General features: G+C 63.9%; 19 protein-coding genes. 13 read left to right on the top strand and 6 right to left on the bottom strand.

Annotated features, from left to right (window positions below):
• The first annotated feature begins 412 nt into the window (after window positions 1–412).
• From AAGS40_RS21910 to AAGS40_RS21900, 3 genes are all read left to right on the top strand, one after another.
• Entirely contained in the window at window positions 413–1,384 is a 972-nt protein-coding gene (locus AAGS40_RS21910; protein WP_345814944.1) for a peptidoglycan DD-metalloendopeptidase family protein, read from the top strand.
• Window positions 1,377–1,754, top strand: a complete 378-nt coding sequence (locus AAGS40_RS21905; protein ID WP_345814943.1) for a hypothetical protein — start codon at window positions 1,377–1,379, stop codon at window positions 1,752–1,754. The genes AAGS40_RS21910 and AAGS40_RS21905 overlap by 8 nt, the downstream gene beginning before the upstream one ends.
• Before the next feature lie 113 nt (window positions 1,755–1,867).
• Window positions 1,868–2,302: a polymer-forming cytoskeletal protein gene (locus tag AAGS40_RS21900; RefSeq protein WP_345814942.1), complete on the top strand. Its 435-nt coding sequence runs from the start codon at window positions 1,868–1,870 to the stop codon at window positions 2,300–2,302.
• A 67-nt stretch (window positions 2,303–2,369) separates the two neighbouring features.
• Here the strand turns inward: AAGS40_RS21900 and AAGS40_RS21895 are convergent, their stop codons facing one another.
• Both AAGS40_RS21895 and AAGS40_RS21890 read right to left on the bottom strand, forming a co-directional pair.
• The gene (locus AAGS40_RS21895) at window positions 2,370–4,439 is read right to left on the bottom strand and encodes an EAL domain-containing protein (protein ID WP_345814940.1); all 2,070 of its coding nucleotides are present in this window, start codon (window positions 4,437–4,439) and stop codon (window positions 2,370–2,372) included.
• Window positions 4,440–4,539: 100 nt separating this feature from the next.
• Window positions 4,540–4,956 (bottom strand): rhodanese-like domain-containing protein, encoded by a 417-nt coding sequence (locus tag AAGS40_RS21890; protein WP_345814939.1) that lies wholly within the window; start codon window positions 4,954–4,956, stop codon window positions 4,540–4,542.
• Between the two features lie 135 nt (window positions 4,957–5,091).
• Between AAGS40_RS21890 and ftrA the strand changes: the two genes are divergently transcribed.
• From ftrA to AAGS40_RS21845, 9 genes are all read left to right on the top strand, one after another.
• The gene (gene ftrA, locus AAGS40_RS21885) at window positions 5,092–6,057 is read left to right on the top strand and encodes a transcriptional regulator FtrA (protein ID WP_345814938.1); all 966 of its coding nucleotides are present in this window, start codon (window positions 5,092–5,094) and stop codon (window positions 6,055–6,057) included.
• A gap of 244 nt (window positions 6,058–6,301) precedes the next feature.
• Window positions 6,302–7,291 carry a hypothetical protein gene (locus tag AAGS40_RS21880; protein WP_345814937.1) on the top strand — a complete coding sequence of 330 codons (990 nt, stop codon included), beginning with the start codon at window positions 6,302–6,304 and terminating at the stop codon, window positions 7,289–7,291.
• A 226-nt stretch (window positions 7,292–7,517) separates the two neighbouring features.
• A complete protein-coding gene (locus AAGS40_RS21875) occupies window positions 7,518–8,747 on the top strand; it encodes a DUF2252 domain-containing protein (protein ID WP_345814935.1) in 1,230 nt (409 codons plus the stop codon).
• A gap of 149 nt (window positions 8,748–8,896) precedes the next feature.
• On the top strand, window positions 8,897–10,309 hold the full coding sequence (locus AAGS40_RS21870) for a GH1 family beta-glucosidase (protein WP_345814934.1): 1,413 nt from the start codon (window positions 8,897–8,899) through the stop codon (window positions 10,307–10,309).
• Window positions 10,306–11,544: an ABC transporter substrate-binding protein gene (locus tag AAGS40_RS21865; RefSeq protein ID WP_345814933.1), complete on the top strand. Its 1,239-nt coding sequence runs from the start codon at window positions 10,306–10,308 to the stop codon at window positions 11,542–11,544. Before AAGS40_RS21870 ends, AAGS40_RS21865 begins: the two co-directional genes overlap by 4 nt.
• A gap of 9 nt (window positions 11,545–11,553) precedes the next feature.
• Entirely contained in the window at window positions 11,554–12,495 is a 942-nt protein-coding gene (locus AAGS40_RS21860; protein ID WP_345814932.1) for a sugar ABC transporter permease, read from the top strand.
• Window positions 12,495–13,406, top strand: a complete 912-nt coding sequence (locus AAGS40_RS21855; RefSeq protein WP_345814931.1) for a carbohydrate ABC transporter permease — start codon at window positions 12,495–12,497, stop codon at window positions 13,404–13,406. Before AAGS40_RS21860 ends, AAGS40_RS21855 begins: the two co-directional genes overlap by 1 nt.
• A 4-nt stretch (window positions 13,407–13,410) precedes the next feature.
• On the top strand, window positions 13,411–14,589 hold the full coding sequence (locus AAGS40_RS21850; RefSeq protein ID WP_345814930.1) for an ABC transporter ATP-binding protein: 1,179 nt from the start codon (window positions 13,411–13,413) through the stop codon (window positions 14,587–14,589).
• 42 nt (window positions 14,590–14,631) lie between these two features.
• Complete coding sequence (locus AAGS40_RS21845; RefSeq protein WP_345814929.1) at window positions 14,632–15,675, top strand: substrate-binding domain-containing protein; 1,044 nt, start codon at window positions 14,632–14,634, stop codon at window positions 15,673–15,675.
• 99 nt (window positions 15,676–15,774) lie between these two features.
• On the opposite strand, the gene AAGS40_RS21840 is transcribed toward AAGS40_RS21845, so the two are convergent.
• On the bottom strand, window positions 15,775–16,632 hold the full coding sequence (locus tag AAGS40_RS21840) for a PA4780 family RIO1-like protein kinase (protein WP_345814928.1): 858 nt from the start codon (window positions 16,630–16,632) through the stop codon (window positions 15,775–15,777).
• 740 nt (window positions 16,633–17,372) lie between these two features.
• Here AAGS40_RS21840 and AAGS40_RS21835 point away from each other — a divergent pair.
• Entirely contained in the window at window positions 17,373–19,109 is a 1,737-nt protein-coding gene (locus AAGS40_RS21835) for a SulP family inorganic anion transporter (RefSeq protein WP_345814927.1), read from the top strand.
• Between the two features lie 9 nt (window positions 19,110–19,118).
• On the opposite strand, the gene AAGS40_RS21830 is transcribed toward AAGS40_RS21835, so the two are convergent.
• From AAGS40_RS21830 to AAGS40_RS21820, 3 genes are all read right to left on the bottom strand, one after another.
• Window positions 19,119–19,523, bottom strand: coding sequence for a hypothetical protein (locus AAGS40_RS21830; protein WP_345814925.1), 405 nt, complete (start codon window positions 19,521–19,523; stop codon window positions 19,119–19,121).
• Window positions 19,524–19,592: 69 nt separating this feature from the next.
• Window positions 19,593–20,231: a LysE family translocator gene (locus AAGS40_RS21825; RefSeq protein ID WP_345814924.1), complete on the bottom strand. Its 639-nt coding sequence runs from the start codon at window positions 20,229–20,231 to the stop codon at window positions 19,593–19,595.
• A 135-nt stretch (window positions 20,232–20,366) separates the two neighbouring features.
• On the bottom strand, window positions 20,367–21,275 hold the full coding sequence (locus AAGS40_RS21820; RefSeq protein WP_345814923.1) for a LysR substrate-binding domain-containing protein: 909 nt from the start codon (window positions 21,273–21,275) through the stop codon (window positions 20,367–20,369).
• Between the last annotated feature and the right edge of the window lie 46 nt (window positions 21,276–21,321).

Genomic DNA, 21,321 nt, shown 5'->3' with positions numbered 1-21,321 from the left:
GTACGCGGTGCGTATATTAGTTTTTTGGGACCGAAAGTCAAGTCATTTTGGAAAGGATTCGTCTCGCGCGGGGCATTTGAGCTGAGCGAACGGAGCATTCCATCCGCAGGCTCGCTCGCCGGGCGGCTCGCGCAGACGGATTGTGCTCACGCATACCGCGCTATGCGATCGCACGTGCTAGCCCATCACACGCCACGCGATGTCACCCGCGAAACCGCGCCTTGTATTTGAGATGGCACTTCGTAGCGACGGGTGATAATCAATGCCCTTTGTTGATGATCGCCGCCAGCCTGTATCGGCGGATCTGTCGTATGCAGTCAGTCCTCTCCGCCGCTCTGGCATCCATCACGCACCTGTCTCGCGTGTCTCACCCATCGCGCGCTCCGTGCACGTTGCAAACGGGGAGCCACCGATGACCTTCGTCTTTCGCGCCGGCAATCGCCTTTCCAGCGGCTCGGTCGGCTTCGTCACGCGCCGTACCGCGTGGAGTCTCGCAGCCGGCGCGGCAGGCGGCGCGGCGGTTCTCTCGCTGGCGGCGGGTGTCGTGATCGGCAGGCATCTGCCGGCGCCGGTCAGTAACAACGGGCAGGCTGTGAACCGCGTCGAGCACGACTACGCGATCGATCAACTCGGCAAACTGAACGCGTCCGTCTCGCAGATCGAGCCGCGTATCGAACGTCTGGCCGCACAGGTCGGCGCACTGCAGGACTTCGAAGCGCGCCTGAATACGCCGCGGCGTGCGCCCCATGCACCGGCGCTTCAGGCTGCGCCGGGCGGTGCGTCCGAAGCCGATCCCGGCGACAGCGAAGGCGAGGGCGGTCCGTCGCTGCCGCCGCGCCGTTGTGCGGATAACGCGGCCGCTTCGCCCCCTCGCGCCGACGAGGCACACACGCGCGAACAGCTGGACTGCCTGTCGGCGACGCTCTCCGCGCTCGAACAGCAAACCGCCGAACACGCGATGGCGTACACCGCGTTCCCCGGTCGCATGCCGGCCGACGGCGCGCGCTTCGGCTCGCCGTTCGGCAACCGGATCGATCCGTTCACGCATCGGTTGAGCTTCCATCCGGGTCTCGATCTGGTCGCTCAAACGGGGACGCCGATACTCGCCGCAGCCGGCGGCCGCGTGGTGTTCGCCGGCGAGAAATCCGGATATGGCAACGCCGTCGAGATCGATCACGGCAATGGCCTGATCACGCGCTACGGCCACGCGTCGCGCATCGTGGTTCATGTTGGCGATCTGGTGCTGCCTCGCCAACATATCGCCGATGTCGGTTCGACCGGGCGTTCGACTGGTCCGCATCTGCATTTCGAAGTGCTGGTCAACGGCGCGCCCGTCAATCCCGCTGCTTACCTCGCGCTGTTTGCGCCGCCTCCTCATGGCTGAACGGCACGCTACGCGCGACGCCACTGCACTGACGCACCGCACGTACACGCTGCGTCCCGCGCGCCCGCTCGCTTACCGCGTGATCGCGTGGGCAATCGTCTGCCTGCTCAGCGCAGGCGCCGGCGCGGCGGCACTCACGGCGTGGCGTCTGAATAACGGGGACGCACCTTTGCCCTGTGCCGTCGCGCCCGTCGACGAGGATGCGAAGCAGACCGAACTGGTTCGTACAAAACTGGCGCTCGCGCAGGAGTCGGCGGCGCGCGCAGCCGTGCAGAAGACGGCGGACAGCGCGAACGCCGAGGTCGCGCGGCTCAATGCGCAACTGCAGTTCCTGCGCGGTCAAAGCAATGCGGCGTCAGTCCGCCGGTAGGCGGACCTATCCCGGGCAGACACCCGAACAACATGCTTACCGGCGCGGCCTCGTCGCGGTTCGCCGCAATGAAAATCCCTGCGACGAACGTCTTTCCTATTTCAGAGACCATTATGTTCAGCAAGAAAAAGTCCCCGGGCATCCAGCAGACCAAGCTCGCGACACTGATCGCGCATGACGTGCGAATCGTCGGTGATCTGCAATTCAGCGACGGCCTGCGCCTCGACGGTCACGTGCAGGGCAACGTGAGTGGTCAGCCGGGCGGTCAGACGCTGCTCGTGCTGAGCGACCGCGGCTCGATCGAAGGCAACGTTCACGGCTACGACGTGGTGGTCAACGGCACGATCGTCGGCGATGTGATCGCCGACCACTTCGTTGAACTGCAGATCAATGCGCACGTGACGGGGAACATCTACTACCAGCAGTTGCGGATGGATTGCGGCGCATCGGTGGATGGCAAGCTGACGCGGCGCGAGTCGCCGCATGCGGAAGCGCCGCTTCGTTCCGCTGTGGAAGATGCGACGGCGTCCACCCGGCAAGCCGGCTAACGCACGGCGGCCGGAGGCAGTGCGATCCGGCGCGCCGTCTCGTGGTGCCCGGCATGGCCGGACCCGGTTACGCCGTTGCCATTCTTTCCCTCAGCAATTCGCTGAAGTCGTCGGCGCTGAGCGGCTTGCCGAGCAGAAAACCTTGCATCTCGTCACACATCATGGCCTTGAGCATGTCCAGTTGCGTTTCGGTTTCGACGCCCTCGGCCACCACGTCCATTTCGAGCGAATGAGCAAGCGCGATGATCGCCGACACGATCGCGCTGCCTTCGGCGCCGTGTTCGTCGAGTCCATTCGTGAAGAAGCGGTCGATCTTCAACTGCTTCACGCGAAAGCGCTGCAGATAGGCGAGGCTCGAATAACCGGTGCCGAAATCGTCGATGGCAATTTCGAAGCCGCTCGCCTGGAATTCCCGGATCATTTCGATGGTCTTCGGCGCGTCCTGCATGGCGACGGATTCCGTGATCTCGAACATGATCTGCTCGCAGCGCACGCCTTCGGCCGTGACGATTTCGAGCATGGTCGACACGAGGCTCGGCTGCAATAACTGGCGCGGCGACAGGTTGATCGCCACCTTCAGCGGCGGCAAGCCTTGATCGATCCAACGACGGATTTGCCGGCAGGCCTCGCGAAGGACCCAGTAACCGATCTGCACGATCTGCCCCGAGCGCTCGGCAATAGGAATGAATTCGAGCGGCGCGAGCGTGCCGAGTTGCGGGTGGTTCAGCCGGATCAGCGCTTCCGCGCCTGCCAGCGCGTCGCCATTGCCATGAAACTTCGGCTGGAAGTGCAGCGAAAAATAACCCGCGCCGAGTGCGTCATGCAGTGCGTGCTGGATTTTCAGCGTGCGCGTGGCGGCCTCGTTCATGCTGCGCTCGAAGAAACGATAGGTGCTGCGCCCCGCGCGCTTCGCTTCGTACATGGCGGCGTCCGCGTGCTTGAGCAGCGTGTCGACCGTGTCGCCATCCTCCGGATAAAGTGCAATGCCGATGCTCGGCATGACCTGCAGCGGCTGCGAATCGCTCCACATTCCGCGGCGCATCCGGTCGAGTACGCTTTCGGCCAGCGCACTCGCGTCTTCCCGCGAAGAAAGGCTTTCGGCCAGCACCACGAATTCGTCGCCGCCCAGCCGCGCCACCGTGTCGGTCGAACGCACGCAGAGCAGAAGGCGCTGGGCGAACGCGGACAGCACTTCGTCGCCGACCGAGTGGCCGAGCGAATCGTTGATGGTCTTGAAGCCGTCCAGATCCATGAAGAGGATCGCGAAGCCCGAGCGCTGACGCCGCGAATTCTGCAGCGCGCGTTCGATGCGGTCGGTCAGGGTGCTGCGATTCGGCAGGCCGGTGAGCGTATCGAGCGTGGCAAGCCGCACGATCTGGCCGTTCAGTTTCGACACCGCGCCCACGAGGAAGCTCGTGCGCGCATCGAAACGCGACACCATCAGCGTGGCGGCCAGGATGGCGAACGTGAACAGGATCACGGTGGTGGCGAGCCACGTCGCGTTCACCCCTCTCGCCGCGCCACATATCGCGCCAGGCAGGAAATCTGCAGCCGCCATGCCGGAATAGTGCATGCCGCTGATCGCGACGCCCATCACGAGCGCGGCGAGGAGGCGCTTGCGCACGACATGGCGCTCGTCGTCGTTGCTCAGCGCCCGCGCCATCCACAACGCGGCGCTCGACGCGCCCATTGCGATCGCGATCGACCCCACGAACCACGCCGGCTGATAGTGGATGCCCGGCTTCATCCGCAGCGCGGCCATGCCGGTGTAATGCATGCCGGCGATGCCGATGCCCATGATCGCGCCGCCACCGAGGAGCCGCGCCGGCGTGAGCCGCGCACGGGTGGTCAGATACAGCGCGAGGTACGAAGCGCCGATCGCGAGACCGAGCGAAAGGGACGTCAGCGCAAAGTCATAGCCGAGCGGAATCGGCAGCGAGAACGCCAGCATCGCGATGAAGTGCATCGACCAGACGCCGACGCCGAGCGCCGCCGCACCGCACAGTCTCCATGCATGGCGCAGCCGGGCCGACATCTGCAAAGAGATGCGGCCGGTGAGATCCAGCGCTGTGTACGATGCAAGCGTGGCCACGGCAAACGAGATGCCGACGAGCCAGATGTTGTATGAGCTTTGCATGTGAGTTCCAACCGCTAACGGGATGAGCGGCTGAACTTTATATCGACATGGCAGCGCGTTTGTTTAATTGATTCTACATATGCTGTTCATTGACTCGGAATCAGTGACCGGCCGGTTCCGCGCGAACAAGTGTAAAACCCTCATCCTGCCACCCGGTCACGCCGCCGATCATCAGTTTGACGGGCCGCCCCAATTGCGCGAGCCGCAGTGCGCCGCGCGCCGCGCCATTGCAATGTGGACCGGCGCAATAGGTGACGAACAGCGTTTCCAGCGGATAGTCCGCAAGCCTGGACGCGACGATCTTGCCGTGCGGCAGATTGACCGCGCCCGGCACATGGCCTTGCGCAAACAGCGCCGGGCTGCGCACGTCGAGCAGCACGAAGCCGGGCGTATCGCTCGCCAGGGCGGCGGCGACGTCGGCGCAATCCGTCTCGAATCCGAACGACGCCGCGAAATGAGCGAGTGCGGCGGCGCTGTCGGCGGCAGGAATGGTGGTGACGGCGTTCAGGGTCGGCATGAGGAAATCCAGGAAAAGGTCATAAGGACGGCTGCCTGTCTGGCTGGCTCGCGGGCTGCAGTTCAGACTTCATTGTGGCGACACACGATGCACGGGGTAAGTGGCGTAATCGTCAATCTCCGGTAACATCACGCCATGCTCAATCATCTCGTCGTCGCGCTGGCCTATGACCGGCTCTGCACTTTCGAATTCGGCTGCGTGACCGAACTGTTCGCGCTCGAGCGCCCCGAACTCGAGGTGGACTGGTATCGCTTCGCGGTCTGCGCGAGCGAGCCGGGGCCGATCCGCGCCGCGGGCGGCATCACCGTGTCCGCGCCTCATACGCTCAGGCTGCTCGACCGGGCCGACACAATCGTCATCCCCGGCTGGCGTGATGCCGACGAACTGCCGCCCGCCGCGCTGCTGAAGAAAATCCGCGCCGCCTACGAACGTGGAGCACGGCTCTGTTCGATCTGCTCGGGCGTGTTCGTGCTCGCGGCCGCCGGCGTGCTCGACGGCAAGACCGTCACGACGCACTGGCGTTACGCGGCGAAGTTGCAGGAGCGGTATCCGCCACTCACGGTGCAGCCCGACGCGCTGTACGTCGACGAAGGACAGATCATCACCTCGGCCGGATCGGCGGCGGGGCTGGACATGCTGCTGCATCTCGTGCGCCGCGATCATGGCGGCGCGGTCGCGAATCGCGTCGCGCAACGGCTCGTGGTGCCGCCGCATCGCGAAGGCGGCCAGGCGCAGTTCGTGCCTCGCCCCATGCCGCAGGACGACAGCGGGCGGATCGCCCGCCTGATGGACTTCGTGCGCACTCATCCAGGCTTGCCGCATACGCTCGACTCGCTCGCGCAGCGTGCGACGATGAGCCCGCGTACGTTGCAGCGGCAGTTTCACGACGCGACCGGGATGGCGCCGTACGCATGGCTCGTGCGTGAACGTGTGGCGATTGCGCGGGAGCTGCTCGAAGCGCCCACGCCGTTGCCGATGGCCCGCGTCGCCGAACTGGCCGGTTTTGGCTCCGAGGAATCGCTGCGGCGTCATTTCCGGCGCATTGCGTTGACCAGTCCGGGCGCGTACCGGAAGAAGTTCGGCGCCCAGGCGGTCGAATAGGCGAGGCGGCACTCCGTGCCGCGTTGCTCGAACTTTCCGCTCGCTTTAGTTGACGTGTCAGCCGCGCTGATGCGTTTTAACGTAGTGGTTCGCCCAGCCGGCAAATGTCTGTCAGCATCACGGCCAGATGCGCGCCGCTGGGTCTTTCGGGCACGCACATAGGCATTGCGTTTGAAGCGCGTGCATCCAGATCGCGTCGTGCGAACGTATTTATCGACATGGTAGCCCCTCACTTCTTTCGCTCATGACTTTGCAGACCGCCGTCGCCGCTACCATTGCAGCCGTTGCTACTGCCGCCACCGTTGCCACGACCGCTTCGGTTGCGCTCGGGGGGCTCGCCGTTGTCGCTTCGGAATTGCTCGCCCCCGGCATAGCGCTTGCTCAGAGTCAGCCGCGCACCGATTCGCGCTCCGAACTGTATCGACGCAACCTGCTGGCCGGGCGTGACGTGCCGTGCCGCACCAATGCGTCCTGTGCGGCGCTCGGTGTCGCCGCGCTCGAAGCCGGGCAGATCCGCCAGGCGCAAACGCTGGTCGCCATGGAAGCGGCGCTCGCCGAGGCCACCGCCATGCAGGCTGCCGAGGAGAATTCGCCGAAAGCAACCCGTTCCGCGCGGGCTCGCATGGTGATGGCGCTCGTGCATCAGGGTGATGTGCAACTGAAGCTCGGCGCGTTGCCGGATGCGCGCGCCTATTACAGGACGGCGGTGAGCCGCGGCGGCGACTATCCGAACGACGCGCTGCTCGGCCGCGCGGTAGCGGCAGCGCGCGAGCGTCTGGACGCGATTGCCGACAAGGACGTGGTGGACGGCATGCCGCCTGACGGCGCGCGTTTTACCCACTACCTGTTTTTTGGCGCGTGGAACACGATCAACGTGAAGCCGGTGACAGGGCGGCATGGGGTCTACCGGATCGAAGGAGACTTCGTCTATCCGACCGTGGGCCCGGACGGCGAGCCGAGTGCCAATACGGGCAGCCTGTCCGCTTACGTGCGCTTTCACGACGGCGTGGCACGCGTGCCGGTGCCTGACACCCTGGGCGACGCGCCGCTCGACGCCACCGCAAAAATGCCCAGCCTCGCGCAATACGACGGGCATGACGACAGATGCCTGCTCGAATTCCGGCTGAGCGCGCCGGAAACGCTCGACGTGACGACACATGGCTCGGTCACACATTGCGGCTTCGGGTTCAACGTCAGCGCGGACGGGCGGTACTACCTCGTGACCGGCTCCTGACGGCCGCCGCCCGGGCGACCGTCAGGGTTGACAGCAAGGTTGACCGCAGGGCTGAGAGCAGGGTCGACAACAGGGTCGACAGCGAGGCTCGACACTGACCGCGACAGCCAGTGCGCGGCGCGTGATGCGGATCAAGCCGTTCAACCAACCGGTGCTCGCGGAGCATCGCGGCGCACACTACACTTCACACATCGAAAGCGCACCCAGCTGCAGGAAGGGGAAACACATGCCCGATGTTGTGCAGATCATCAGCAGTTTTAACGCCGGCCGCGATCCTGAGCGGCTTGCCATGAAATACAAAGCTATGCGCAGTTCGCCGTTCGTGTTCCTGCGCGGCACCTGTCATCTCTTCTATGAACGCTTACCGCACGACACGCTGCTCGATGAAGCACCGCCAGTATGGATCTGCGGCGACATGCACATGGAGAATTTCGGCAGCTACAAGGCTGACAACGGGCTGATCTATTTCGACAACAATGACTTCGACGAAGCCTGCCTCGCACCGAGCCTCTACGAGCTCGTGCGGCTTCTGACCAGTGTGCTGGCCGGCGCGGGCGACCTGAAGCTCAGTCGCGCGCAGGCCTTGTCGTTGTGTCACACGGCGCTGGAAGCGTATGGCAGCGCGCTCGCCTATGGCAAGGCGCGCTGGATCGAAGCGGAAACGGCGGTGGGCATGGTGCGCGATCTGTTCGCTGCGCTCGCCGCGCGTTCACGTGTCGCACATCTCGACAAGCGCACGGTGCTCAAGGGCAAAGCCCGCGTGCTGAAAGTCGACGGAAAAAAAGCGCTGCCTGTCACGGACAAACAGCGCGCAGCGGTCACGGCGTTCATGGCGCAGTTCGCGGCGAGCGCGCCCAATCCCGATTTTTTCCGCATTCTCGATGTCGCGCGGCGCATTGCCGGTACGGGTAGTCTTGGCGTAGACCGATATGTGATTCTGGTCGAAGGCAAGGGCTCACCGGACGGCAATTATCTGATCGATCTGAAAGAAGCGCTGCCGTCGTCGGTGGCGCCGCATGTGAGCACGCCGCAACCGCCGTGGCAGACCGAAGCGCAACGTGTGGTGGAAGTGCAGCGGCGTAACCAGGCGGTGTCGCAGGCCTTTCTGCATGCCGTCGAGTTCAATCAGCGTTCCTACGTATTGCGCAGCCTGCAACCCTCCGAAGATCGCGTCGCACTGAGCGACTGGGATAACAAGCTGCCGCGTCTCGAAGAAGTGATCAACAGCATGGCGGAACTGAGCGCGTGGGCGCATCTGCGCAGCGGCGGCCGGCAGAAATCGTCGATCGCCGATGATCTGATCGCGTTCGGCAATCGCCGCGACTGGCAACTGCCGCTCGTCGATCTCGCAATGCAGTGCGCGGTGCAGGTGGAACAGGACTGGCAAACCTATTGCAATGCTTACGACCGTGGCGTGCTCGACCCGCATGCCAGTCGCGCTCCAGACAAACCCTGATTGCTGCGCCGAATCCGGCGCTGATATCGTTCGCTGGTCTTATGTGGAAGCGCTTCCACCTGCACGATCTTCTGTCTCATCAGAGGGCGTGCAAGTCGGCAGACGCGCTTCACCGTACCCGGTTCATCGACCTCAGTGCAGGAGAATCCGTGGCAAACGACGCTTCCGCCGTATCCGACGCACTTCCCCCACACGTTTCACCCGCTGACCCCTTCACGCCGCCGGCCGACTCCGCGCTCTGGCGCCGCGACTTCCTGCTCGGCGCTGCGACCGCGGCCTACCAGATCGAGGGCGCAGTCGACGAGGACGGCCGCCTGCCGTCCATCTGGGACACGTTCTCGGCCCTACCCGGCAAGGTGCTCGCAGGCGACACCGGGGCGGTGGCATGCGACCACTATCATCGCTGGGAACAGGACGTGGACATGCTCGCCGGGCTCGGCCTCGAAGGCTACCGGCTGTCGATCGCGTGGCCGCGCGTGATGGACGAAGCGGGCAGCCCGAACCGCAAGGGGCTCGACTTTTACAGGCGTCTGCTCACACGTCTGAAAGAAAAGGGCATCGCCACCTTCGTGACGCTGTATCACTGGGATCTGCCGCAGCATCTCGAAGCTCGCGGCGGCTGGCTCAACCGCGAAACCGCGTACCGTTTCGCCGATTACGCCGGCCTCGTGAGCCGCGAGTTGTCGGGGCTCGTCGATGCCTGGGCGACGCTCAACGAGCCGTGGTGCTCCGCGTATCTGGGCTATGGCAACGGACACCACGCGCCGGGCCTTGCCGACGGTCGCTATGCCACTCAGGCCATGCACCATCTGCTGCTCGCGCATGGTCTCGCGATGCCGGTGCTGCGCACCAACGACCCGGCGTCGCGCAAAGGCATTGTCGCGAACATCGGGCGCGGCACGGCGAATAGCGACAGCGCCGCCGACCGGCGCGCCGCGCATCTGTTCGAAGTGCAGCACAACGCCTGGATTCTCGATCCGCTGCTCAAGGGCGCGTATCCGCAAGACCTGTGGGAACTGTGGCCGGGCACCGAGCCACTCGTGCTCGAAGGCGATATGCAAACTATTGCAGCGCCGCTGGATTTCCTTGGCATCAACTATTACTTCCGCACCCAAGTAGAGAGCGACGGCGCCCATGGCTTTCGTGAAGTGCTGCTCGAAGGCGTGGAGCGCACGCAGATGGGCTGGGAGGTGTTCCCCGATGGGCTGCGCGATCTGCTGATCGGCTTCAGGCACACTTACGCGAATCTGCCGCCGGTCTACATCACGGAAAACGGCATGGCGTCGGACGACAAGGTGATCGACGGCCGCGTCGACGACACGCAGCGCATTGCATTTCTCAAGCGGCACCTCGCCGCGGTCGACCAGGCGATCAAGGCAGGCGTGGATATTCGCGGCTATTTCCTGTGGTCGCTGATGGACAACTTCGAGTGGGCGTTCGGGTATGAGCGCCGCTTCGGTATCGTCCATGTCGATTACAGTACGCAGCAGCGCACCATCAAGCGCAGCGCGGAGCTCGTGGCGAAGTTTCTGGAGGAGCGTCGGACCAAGGAGACAACATGAAGCGTACAGGATGGGTCTTGCGTGGCATGGCCGCGGCATTGGCGTTGTATGGTGTCATCGCCCATGCAGAGCCATTGAAAGCGAACGTGATCCACTGGTGGACCTCGGGTGGCGAATCCGCTGCAATTCGCCAGTTTGCCGACGCGTACAACAAGGCCGGCGGGCAGTGGGTCGACAATGCGGTGGCCGGTGCCGATCAGGCGCGCTCCACGGCGATCAACCGGATCGTCGGCGGCGATCCACCCACGGCCGCGCAGTTCAACACGTCCAAACAGTTTCACGACCTGATCGACCAGGGCCTGCTGAACAATGTCGATGACGTCGCCGCGAAAGAAAACTGGAACAGCGTTTTTCCACCGTCGATTCTCGACAGCATCCGCGTGAAAGGGCATTACTACGCGGCGCCCGTCGATATCCATATGCCGGCCTGGTTTTTCTACTCGAAGCCGGTGTTCCAGAAAGCCGGCATCACCGGCGAGCCGAAGAGCTACGACGAGTTCCTCGCGGATCTCGGCAAGCTCAAAGCCGCGGGCGTGATTCCGCTCGCGCTGGGCGGCCAGCCGTGGCAGGAAAAGATCACGTTCGACGCGGTGTTCGCCGACGTCGGCGGCCCCGACCTGTACCTGAAGGTCTATCGCGATCACGACGCGAACGCGGTGAAGTCGGATGCGTTCAAAAAAGTGCTGGCCGCGTTCAAGAAGCTGCATGATTTCGTCGACGCCGGTTCGCCGGGGCGCAACTGGAACGACGCCACCGCACTCGTGATTTCCGGCAAGGCGGGCGTGCAGATCATGGGCGACTGGGCGAAGGGCGAGTTTTCCGCGGCCAACCAGAGCGCGGGCAAAGACTTCGGCTGCTTCCCCGGCTTCGGTCCGCATTCGCCGTATCTGGTGGCGGGCGACGTCTTCGTCTTCCCGAAGACCGACAACCCGACGACGATCAAGGCGCAGAACCTGCTCGCCACGGTGATGACGTCGCCGGCCGCGCAGGTTGCGTTCAGCGCGAAGAAAGGCTCCATTCCGATTCGTCCCGACGTGGACGCAAGCAGTCTCGACATCTGCGCGAAGGAGGGCATCGCGATCATGAAAGACAAATCGCGTCAGTTGCCGAATCCAGAAATGCTGTTGTCGCCCGACACGCAGGGCGCGTTGATCGACGTAATTACTAACTTCTGGAACAGGAACCAGTCGGTCGACGACGCGCAGAAAGCGTTCGCCAGCGCGTTGCAGAGCTAGGTGCCTGCCATGCACGCGCTGAAAGTGGCTGCGGCGGACTCGAACGCGCGCAACGCGCGCTCGAAAAAGCCGTTAAAAAAGCGCTGGCCGATTGCAGCATGGATCGCGCTGCTGCCGATGGTGCTGACCGTCGTGTTCGCCTATCTCGGCACGATGGTGTGGACCGCGCGCGTGTCGCTCAGCAACTCGCGCACCTTTCCGTCCGGCGGTTTTGCCGGCGTGACGCAATACACGCGGCTTTTCCATAACGACCGCTGGCTGCTGTCGCTGCAGAACATCGTGATTTACGGCGCGTGCTTCATCGTCGCGTGCATGGTAATCGGACTGCTGCTCGCCATCTTCATCGACCAGCGGGTGATGGGCGAAGGCGTGCTACGCACGGTGTTTCTGTACCCGTATTCGATGTCGTTCGTTGCAACGGGTCTCGTGTGGCAGTGGATTCTGAATCCGCAACTCGGAGCGCAGGCCGTGCTGCATAAAATGGGATTCGTGCATGCGCGTTTCGACTGGATCGTCGATCAGGACTGGGTGATCTACACCATCGTGATCGCGACGGTGTGGCAGGCGTCCGGTCTCGTGATGGCGCTGCTGCTCGCAGGCTTGCGCGGTATAGACGACGAACTGTGGAAAGCGGCGCGCGTCGACGGCATTCCGCGCTGGCGCGTCTACGCGAGCATTGTCGTGCCGATGCTCGGGCCGTCTGTTTCCACCGCGTTCGTGCTGCTGTTCGTGATGGTCGTGAAGCTTTACGACGCGGTGGTGGCGATGACGCAAGGCGGTCCTGGCACCGCGAGCGAAGTGCCTGCCAAGTTCATCATGGATTACCTGTTCGGGCGCGCGAATCTCGGCCTTGCATCGGCGGCGTCGATCGTTCTGCTCGCGACCGTGCTGGCGATTCTCGCGCCGTTCTTCTATGCGCGCAGCCGCGCGGCGTTGCGCAAGGAGGTCTGATGAACACGCTCAGTACACCGCACGAACATGCAGCGGCCCACGCCGCGCGTCGCCGCCGGCGCGCGGTCACGCCCGCGCGTGTCGGCGTCTACGCGTTTCTGCTCACCGCTGCGCTCTTTTTTCTGTTGCCGCTCTACGTGATGCTCGTCACGTCGGTCAAGCCGATGAGCGAGATCCGGCTCGGCAGTCTGCTCGCGCTTCCCGCGCATTTCACACTCGACGCGTGGAGCGCCGCGTGGCGATCCGCGTGCACCGGGCTCGATTGCAACGGCATTCGCGTCGGCTTCTGGAACTCGGTGCGCATTGTCGTGCCGAGCACCGTGCTGTCGATCATGGTGGGCGCGATCAATGGCTATGCGTTGTCGTTCTGGCGGCCGCGCGGCGCGGGCCTGCTGTTCGGCGTGCTGCTGATGGGGGCGTTCATTCCCGTGCAGGTGATGGTCTATCCGCTCGTGCGCGCGCTGGCGAGCGTACATCTGTTCAGTTCGCTGCCGGGCATCGTGGTGATTCACACGATTTTCGGCATGCCGGTGATGACGCTGCTGTTCCGCAACTACTATGCGTCGATTCCCGAGGAGCTGTTCAAGGCGGCGCGCATCGACGGCGGTGGTTTCTGGCGTATCTTTCTGCAACTGATGTTGCCGATGTCGGTGCCGATCATCGTCGTCGCGATCATCATGCAGGTGACGGGCATCTGGAACGACTTCATTCTCGGCCTCGTGTTCGCCGGCACGAAAAATCTGCCGATGACCGTGCAGCTGAACAACATCATCAACACGACCACGGGCGAGCGGCTTTACAACGTCAACATGGCGGCGACGATCCTGACCTCCATGGTGCCGCTCGCGGTGTACTTCATTTCGGGCCGCTGGTTCGTGCGCGGCATTGCGTCCGGCGCGGTCAAGGGATAAGGCGATGACGAACCTGGCAAACATGGCGATCACGACAGACGCGGAAAACGTGCAGCGCGCCGCACAGAACCCGGCCGCGGCGGACGCCGCCGGTCTCACGCAGCCGGCCAATGTGGCGATCCGCGACCTGACGATCCGGCTCGGCGCGAACACGGTGATCCGCAACCTCGACCTCGACGTGCACGCGGGCGAATTCGTCGTGCTGCTCGGGCCGTCCGGCTGCGGCAAATCCACGTTGCTGCACAGCATCGCGGGTCTTATCGACGTAAGCGAGGGCAGCATCGAGATCGGCGGCGAAGACATGACGTGGGCCGATCCGAAAGACCGTCGCATCGCGCTCGTTTTCCAGTCCTATGCGCTCTATCCGACGATGAGCGTGGAGCGAAACCTGTCGTTCGCATTGCGCATCAACGGTACGCCGAAGGCGGAAATCGCGCGGCGGGTGGCGCGCGCGTCGGACATGCTGCAACTCGGGCCGCTGCTCAAGCGCAAGCCTTCGCAACTGTCGGGCGGACAGCGGCAGCGTGTGGCGATCGGCCGCGCGATCGTGCGTGAAGCCGACGTGTTCCTGTTCGACGAACCGCTGTCCAACCTCGACGCCAAACTGCGCACCGAACTGCGCCGTGAGCTGAAGCAGCTGCACCAGCGTCTCGGCGCGACCATGATCTACGTCACGCACGATCAGGTCGAGGCCATGACGCTCGCCACGCGCATGGCGGTGATGCGCGGCGGCGTGATCCAGCAGTTCGGCACGCCGGCCGAGGTTTATGCGCGGCCCGACAATCTGTTCGTCGCGACGTTCCTCGGTTCGCCCGCCATGAACCTGCTGAAAGGGACGCTGGAATCGCGCGACGGCGTGCGCTGCTTCTGCATGCCGCATCTGCGATTGAACGTGTCCGATTACGCGTTCAAGGCCGCGCCTGCCGATGGTCTGCCGTGCGTGCTCGGTGTGCGCGCGGAAGATGTGGCAACCGGCGAGGAGGCCGGCGCGAACGGATTGGCCAAAGTGGCGCTCGTGGAGCCGATGGGCAACCACCAGGTTATCTGGCTCGATTATCATGGCGTACAGATCGCTTCGATCGACCAGACCAGAATTCCGGTGAATGTGGGCGACACTGCGGCGTTTTCTTTCGACAGCCGGCATATCTCGCTGTTCGACGAAGCGAGCGGAGGGCGCCTGTAGCTTTCGCACCGGAACAACCGCAACGGCTTGACGGAGAACCGCGTGGCTACACTGAAAGATGTCGCCGAATTGGCCGGCGTGGGCATGTCCACGGCGTCGCGAGCCATTTCCGGCAAAGGGCCGATTTCCGCCGACGCCGCGGCGCGCGTGAAAGCCGCAATCGAACAGTTGAATTTCCGGCCGTCGTCGATCGGGCGCGCGATGGCCACGCAGTCGCTCGGGCTGGTCGGCATTTTCGTGCCGACGTTTTTCGGCTCGTACTACGGCACGATCCTCAAGCAGACCGACACCGAATTGCGCGCGGTGGGCCGTCACGTGGTGGTTGCCACCGGCTGCGGAGAGGCGTCGCCGCGCGAGCAGGCCATCGAGGCCGTGCGCTTCCTGATTGAACGCGATTGCGACGGCGTGGTGGTGATCAGCCATGATCTGCACGACGAGGATCTGATCATGCTGCACCGGATGCACCCAAAAATGGTGTTCCTGAACCGCGCATTCGAACAGTTGCCGGACGCTTCGTTCTGCGCCGACCACTGGCGCGGCGGCGAACTGGCGGCGCGCACGCTGCTCGATCATGGGCATCGCGAGATCGCGGTGATTTCCGGGCCCGCGACCTCGTCGGACAATCAGGCCCGGCTCGGCGGTTTCTTTGCGGAACTGGCGCGCGAGAAAATATCGCAGCAGGATGTCACGCTGATCGAGTCGGACTTCTCGCCGGAAGGCGGCTACGCGGCCGCGCAGCAACTGCTCGATTCGAAGCGGCCTTTCACCGGTCTTTTCTGCGCGAACGACACCATGGCGGTGAGCGTGCTAGCGCGTTTTCACCAGGCGGGGATTGCGGTGCCGTCCCAGGTGTCGGTGATCGGTTACGACGACGACTATTCCGCCGCCTACGCCGCGCCCGGGCTGACCTCGGTCCACATTCCCACGGCGGAATTGACGCAGAACGCGGTGCGCTGGCTCGTCAATCAGTGTTATCGCACCACATGGGACATTTTCCGCGAGTTCCCGGTGACGGTGACAATGCGCGGCTCGGTCGGGCCGGCACCGGGTGTTACGGCTGCGGCGCCGGTCAAAGCGGTGGTGTGATACGCCTGTGGCGGCGGCACGGCGCAGTGCACCGAGCTCGCGTTAAATCAGGCCAATCGCGTTAGCCCAGCCCAAACAAGGGCCAAACAACGCCACGGTTCAAGCGTCGCTGCGCAGCGATTGCTCGTGGCGTTGTCGCGCTTCTTCTTCGAGACGTGTGTCTTCGAGTTCCTGCAACACGGCTTCCAGGTCTACCGGAGTCGTGTCCTGTTCGACACGGCCGGTCAGTGGCGTATCTACGTGCAATGCGCCGGCCTCGTACAGCGCCCAGATTTCCTTGCCGTAGCTGGCTTCGAGAAGTGCGGGCGCGAAGCGGCCAAAATACGCGGCGAGGTTGTCGACGTCACGCTCCAGCATGGCAGGCGCTTCGAGATTGCCGGCCGCGTTCACGGCTTGCGGCAGATCGATGATGACCGGGCCGTCTTCGGCCAGCAGAATGTTGTATTCGGACAGATCGCCGTGGATCATCCCTGCGCAGAGCATCCGCACCACTTCGTTGAGTAGTCGCGCATGCAGTTCGAGCGCGCGCGCCTCGCTCATTTCAACGTCGTTCAGACGCGGCGCGACATTGCCGTGCGCGTCGGTCACGAGTTCCATCAGCAGCACGCCGTCGGTGCAGATAAAGGGCTGCGGCACGCGCACGCCGGCGTTGGCGAGCTGGAACAGCGCGTCGACTTCGGCGTTCTGCCACGCCTGTTCCTGCACTTCGCGGCCGTAGCGGCTGCCTTTTTCCATTGCGCGCTGTTCGCGGCTGTTCTTGACCTTGCGTCCCTCGCGGTACGAGGCGGCCTGGCGGAAACTGCGCTGTTTCGCGTCCTTGTAGACTTTTGCGCAACGCGTGGCGTCGCCGCTACGCACGACATAGACGGTCGCTTCCTTACCGCTCATCAGCTGTGAAATGACTTCGTCGATCAAACCTTCTTCGACGAGTGGAACGAGGCGCTTAGGCGTTTTCATACGGCCGCCAGACGGCGACGGGACGCGCGGCGACCGTGCGCGGCGAACTGCGGACGTGGAGAATGTGAGATTTGGGTCATGCCCGATTATACGGGGCGGCGCGGGCACGGGCGCGCCGGCGTGAAAGCGCCCGCCATGAACGCGCCGGGACATACAGCAAAACTCATAGAGGAAGTCGTCTACCCGCGGCCGATCACCGCATCGCCCATCCCGCGTGCCAAAGCGATTGACCAGATGACAAATGCGCAAATGTTTGCCTTTGCGCGGCACGCAACGTCACACGTTTGCGCACTGAGTGACCGTTGTTCGGTGCGCGCGTGCCGGCACCTGGCAGGCCGCCGCGCACGGGCATGTCGTGACCGGAGTCAATAGTGCTTTGCGGTTTCTCCTCATTCACACGGCTTGCGTATCGCTTAAACTTGCCCGCAACACTATGTTACGGGGTGAGGGATGCTGGCCGTTTTTCTGTTTGTCTTCCCGATCTGCATTGCGGCGCTGTTTGGCTTTGCACGGCACGTCGATCCGCTTACGGGTCACTTCAGGCGCTGAGTCGTCTCTTTGTACGCTTTGCCCCGGCTTCACCGCGTCTCCACGATCACGTGCCCTCGCGTGCTCCCGCATCTCCTTCTGTCTGCGCCTGTCTTAACTTGTCTTAACGCATCTTCGCTTGTCTTCACTTGCCGTCATGTGCCCGATCAGGGCACGATGTGCGATAACCCGGAACTCAGGCGGTATCGCGTATGCGGCAATTCTTGTTGGACATCAAAGCGCGCCTGGGCCTGCTGAAAGGCCTGCTGCCGCTGACTCGCTTGTCGGCGGCGCGCGACGCGCTTGCCGGTGTGCAACTCGCATCAATGGATATACCGCAGGTGCTCGGTTATGCACGCATCGCCGGCATGCCGGCCGTGACCGGGCTGTACACCGTCTTTCTGCCGCTCATTGCGTTTGCGTTCTTCGGCGCGTCGCGGCATCTCGTCGTGGCTGCCGACTCCGCCACCGCGACCATCTTCGCGAGCCGCCTGTCGAGCATGGCGCCGGCGTCGAGCGTCGAATACGCGTCCCTTGCCGCAATGGTCGCGTTGCTGACGGCCGTGTTGCTCCTGATCGCGCGAGTCTTCAAACTCGGCTTTCTGGCGGACTTTCTGTCGCGCACGGTGCTGGTGGGCTTTCTCGCGGGTGTGGGCGTGCAGGTGGGCATTGCGATGCTGGGCGACATGCTGGGCATTGCAGCGCATGCCAGTCGCAGCGTTGATCAGCTCCTGCTCGTGGTGCGTGAGGCGGCCCGCATCCAACCGTGGACGCTGGCGATTTCACTGCTTGTTGTCACCACCGTTCTCGTTTGCAAGCGATATCTGCCGCGAGTGCCCGCGCCGCTGATCGCCGTGGTCGCCGGTATCGCCGCAAGCGACCTGGGTGGATTCGCCGCGCGCGGCATTGCCGTGCTTGGCCCCGTGGCGGGCGGGTTGCCGCCGCTGCGGGTGCCGTCGGTCACGTGGGAACAGACGCTCGATCTGTTGCCGGTAGCGGCATCGTGTTTCGTGATGATCGTTGCGCAGAGCGCCGCCGCGAGCCGTGTGTTCGCCGAGCGCCATCAGGAATCAGTCGATACCAACGCCGATCTGCTCGGCATCGCCGCAGCCAACGCGGCGGCGGCGTTTTCCGGCGCATTCGTGGTCAACGGCAGCCCCACGCAGACCGCGATGGCCGATCTCGCCGGCGCGCGCAGCCAGTTCGCCCAGCTCGCCTTCGCGGTCGTCGTGGTGGTCGTGCTGCTGTTTTTTAGCCGCTTTCTGCAGTATCTGCCGCACTGTATCCTGGCAAGCATCGTCTTCACGATCGCGATCGGGCTCATCGACTGGAAAACGCTGCTGGCGATCCGCAGCGAAAGTCCCGGCGAGTTCACGCTTGCGGTGTTCACTGCAGCGGCGGTGGTGCTGATCGGTGTCGAACACGGGATTCTCGTGGCAGTCGCATTGTCGCTGCTGCGTCATGTACGCCACAGTTACCGGCCCCACACGATGATCCTCGCGCCGGGCGATAACGGCATCTGGGTGCCGGTGCCCGCCACGCCGGGTTTGCAGACGGCGCCTGGATTGATCGTCTACCGCTTCGGCGCCGACCTGTTTTACGCGAACGACCATTTTTTCGTCGACGATACCCGGCGCCTGATCGACCAGGCGCCAAACGCGGTGCAGTGTTTCGTGGTCGACGCAAGCGCGATCACCGACCTCGATTACTCGGCGGCGCGTTCGGTCGGCGAGTTGTGCGAGACGCTCAAGCGCAGCGGCATCAACGTGCTGTTCGCGCGCGTGAATCGCTACCTGCGAGCCGATATGGACCGGCACGGAATTACCCCGATCGTCGAGCCCGACCATATTTTTGGCACGTTGCATGAAGCGCTGCACTCGGCCGGCGTGAAAGAGCCGGGTGCACGCGAGGCCGACCTCGTGCAGGGCGCAAACGGCGCGGCGCCATGATGAAGGGCGCTAGCGCTGCGGTGTGTCGTCGTGGCGGGGGCGGTCGCTGTCGGCAACGGTATCGGAGTCGGGGTAGGCGAAGAAGTAACCGGTGAAAAAGCACAAGCCCGCGATCGCCATGCCCAGTACGGCCACAGTAAAAGCGAGTGCGGTGCCGTGCCACAATCCATTGAACCATTGGTGAAACTGCGCCATCAGCACCGCGGCGTTGCCGCCGATTCGCTGCAATTCGATCTGATAGCGCGGATCGGCGATGCTGTAGAGGGAGACGGCGCTGTCCGGCGCGGGCGCCGCGATATAGATGACGACCGCCGCGATCAGGCCGCCGAGTAGCGCGATCACACCGGCGAGGTAAAGCCGCTTTTGCAGCGGCGAGTGGCTGCTGCCGAAATGTGGAATAAGGCGACCGCTCATTGTGTTCGTGGGCTCGTGCTGTCTGTCGAGGCCACAGTATCGCAGAGCAGGCGAACCGCGCCGGCGTGCCTAGCTTTTCGACGTCAGCATCTTCAGGCCGGCCACACCGAACATGATCGCCAGCGAGCCGTCGAGCCAGTGCCGGATCGCCGCATACGTGCGCCGTGCAGAGGCGGTCGAGAACAGCATCGCGTAGCTGCTGAACACCGAGACGCCAATGCACATGCAGCCGAGCACGACTGGTGCCATGTGCGACGCGCCGCCCGCGGACGAAACGGCCAGCGAGACGATCGACGTCCACACGAGAATCGCTTTCGGATTGGTCAGATGCAGCACCACCCCACGCAGGTAGAGGCGTCTGAGTGGCTCGTCCAGTCGGGTCGTGCCTGCGGGCAGCGTGTCGTTGCTGAACGCGGAGCGCGCGGATTTAAAGCCGAGCCACAGCAGATAGAGGCCGCCCGCCATCCTGATTGCCACGAGGCATGGCGAATAAGCGGCGAGTACCGCCGACAAACCCAGCAGCGCGAGCAGCGCCCAGAAGAACGAGCCCGACACCACGCCAAGCGCGAACGTCAGCGCGGCGCGCCGGCCTGAACTCATCGCAAGCGACATGATCGCGAGATTGCTCGGTCCCGGGCTCGCCGTGCCGACGAAGTAGGCGCCGTAGGCGATCAGAACGTCGGCGGTGAGGAAGCTGCTGGGCGTCATGGATTAAACCTCGGACGGGAATTGGTCAGCGGAATGCGCGCTCCTTCGCGCGGATCATTCGACGCTTGAACGACGAGTCTGCCTGCCTCGCTTCAGTTCTCACAGAGACAGTTGACGCCGCGCGCGGCGTAACAATCAGCCACCGGCCGCCTTACCGATGCAGTCGGCGAGCGCGCCCGCCACCGGCTGCCGGCTGCGCTCCCGCCGCTGCACCAGACCGATTTCCCGGTGAAACGCGGCGTCGCCGAGGTCGAGCGCCACGACACTGGCCGGCCATTTGCCAAGCGCGGCGCTGGCCGGGATCAGCGCCACGCCGACGCCACGCGCAACCAGCTCGACGATGCCCTGCAACTCGTCGAGTTCGATCACGTCCTGGACGTTCAGTCGCGCTCGCCTGAGAAACCGATCGACCAGCCGTCCGCCGAACGACGTCCGGTCATAGCGGATAAACGGCTTGCTGCGCAGCAGATCGCGCCAGCCCGGCTGTTCGCCGTGGCCATTTCCAGCAGTCTTGCCCTTGTGGCGCAAAAGCGTTTTGGGAGCCAGCAGCATGAACGGTTCGTTGACGAGTGCGCGCCATTCGAGCTCGGACGGCAGCGCAAACGGCGGTTTGATGACGACGGCAAGATCCAGTTCGCCGGAATCCACCTGGCCAAGCAAGCCGAGCGAGACGCCCGGCACCACGCGGATTCGCCAACCCGGCCGCTCCACGTGAAAACGCGCTAATGCGTCTGCAAGAAACGTGGTCTGCGCCGACGCAATCGCTCCTATGCGCAGCAAGCCGCTCTCGGCTGCGGCCGCGCCGCGTTCCGACAGCCGCGCATAGAGCGTCATGATTTCCTCGGCGAGGGCGAGCGTTTCGCGGCCGGCTTCGTTCAGCGTGGCCGAGCGTCCGGTCCGATCGAACAGTACGAACCCGAGTTCTGCTTCGAGCCGCTGCATCTGCGCGCTCACCGCGGATTGGGTGAGGCCAATGCGTGCGCCCGCGCCGGAGAACGTGCCGTTCTGGCTCACGGCGATAAGCGTTCTGAGTTCGTTGAGCATGGGTAGATTGATCGATTCTGATGATGGTCAGGTCAAATATATATCG

It is taken from the genome of Paraburkholderia sp. PREW-6R, from assembly GCF_039621805.1.
In the GTDB taxonomy this organism is placed as follows: domain Bacteria; phylum Pseudomonadota; class Gammaproteobacteria; order Burkholderiales; family Burkholderiaceae; genus Paraburkholderia.
Note: the sequence above shows the minus strand (reverse complement) of the source record. Positions and strands in the feature narration are given on the sequence as shown.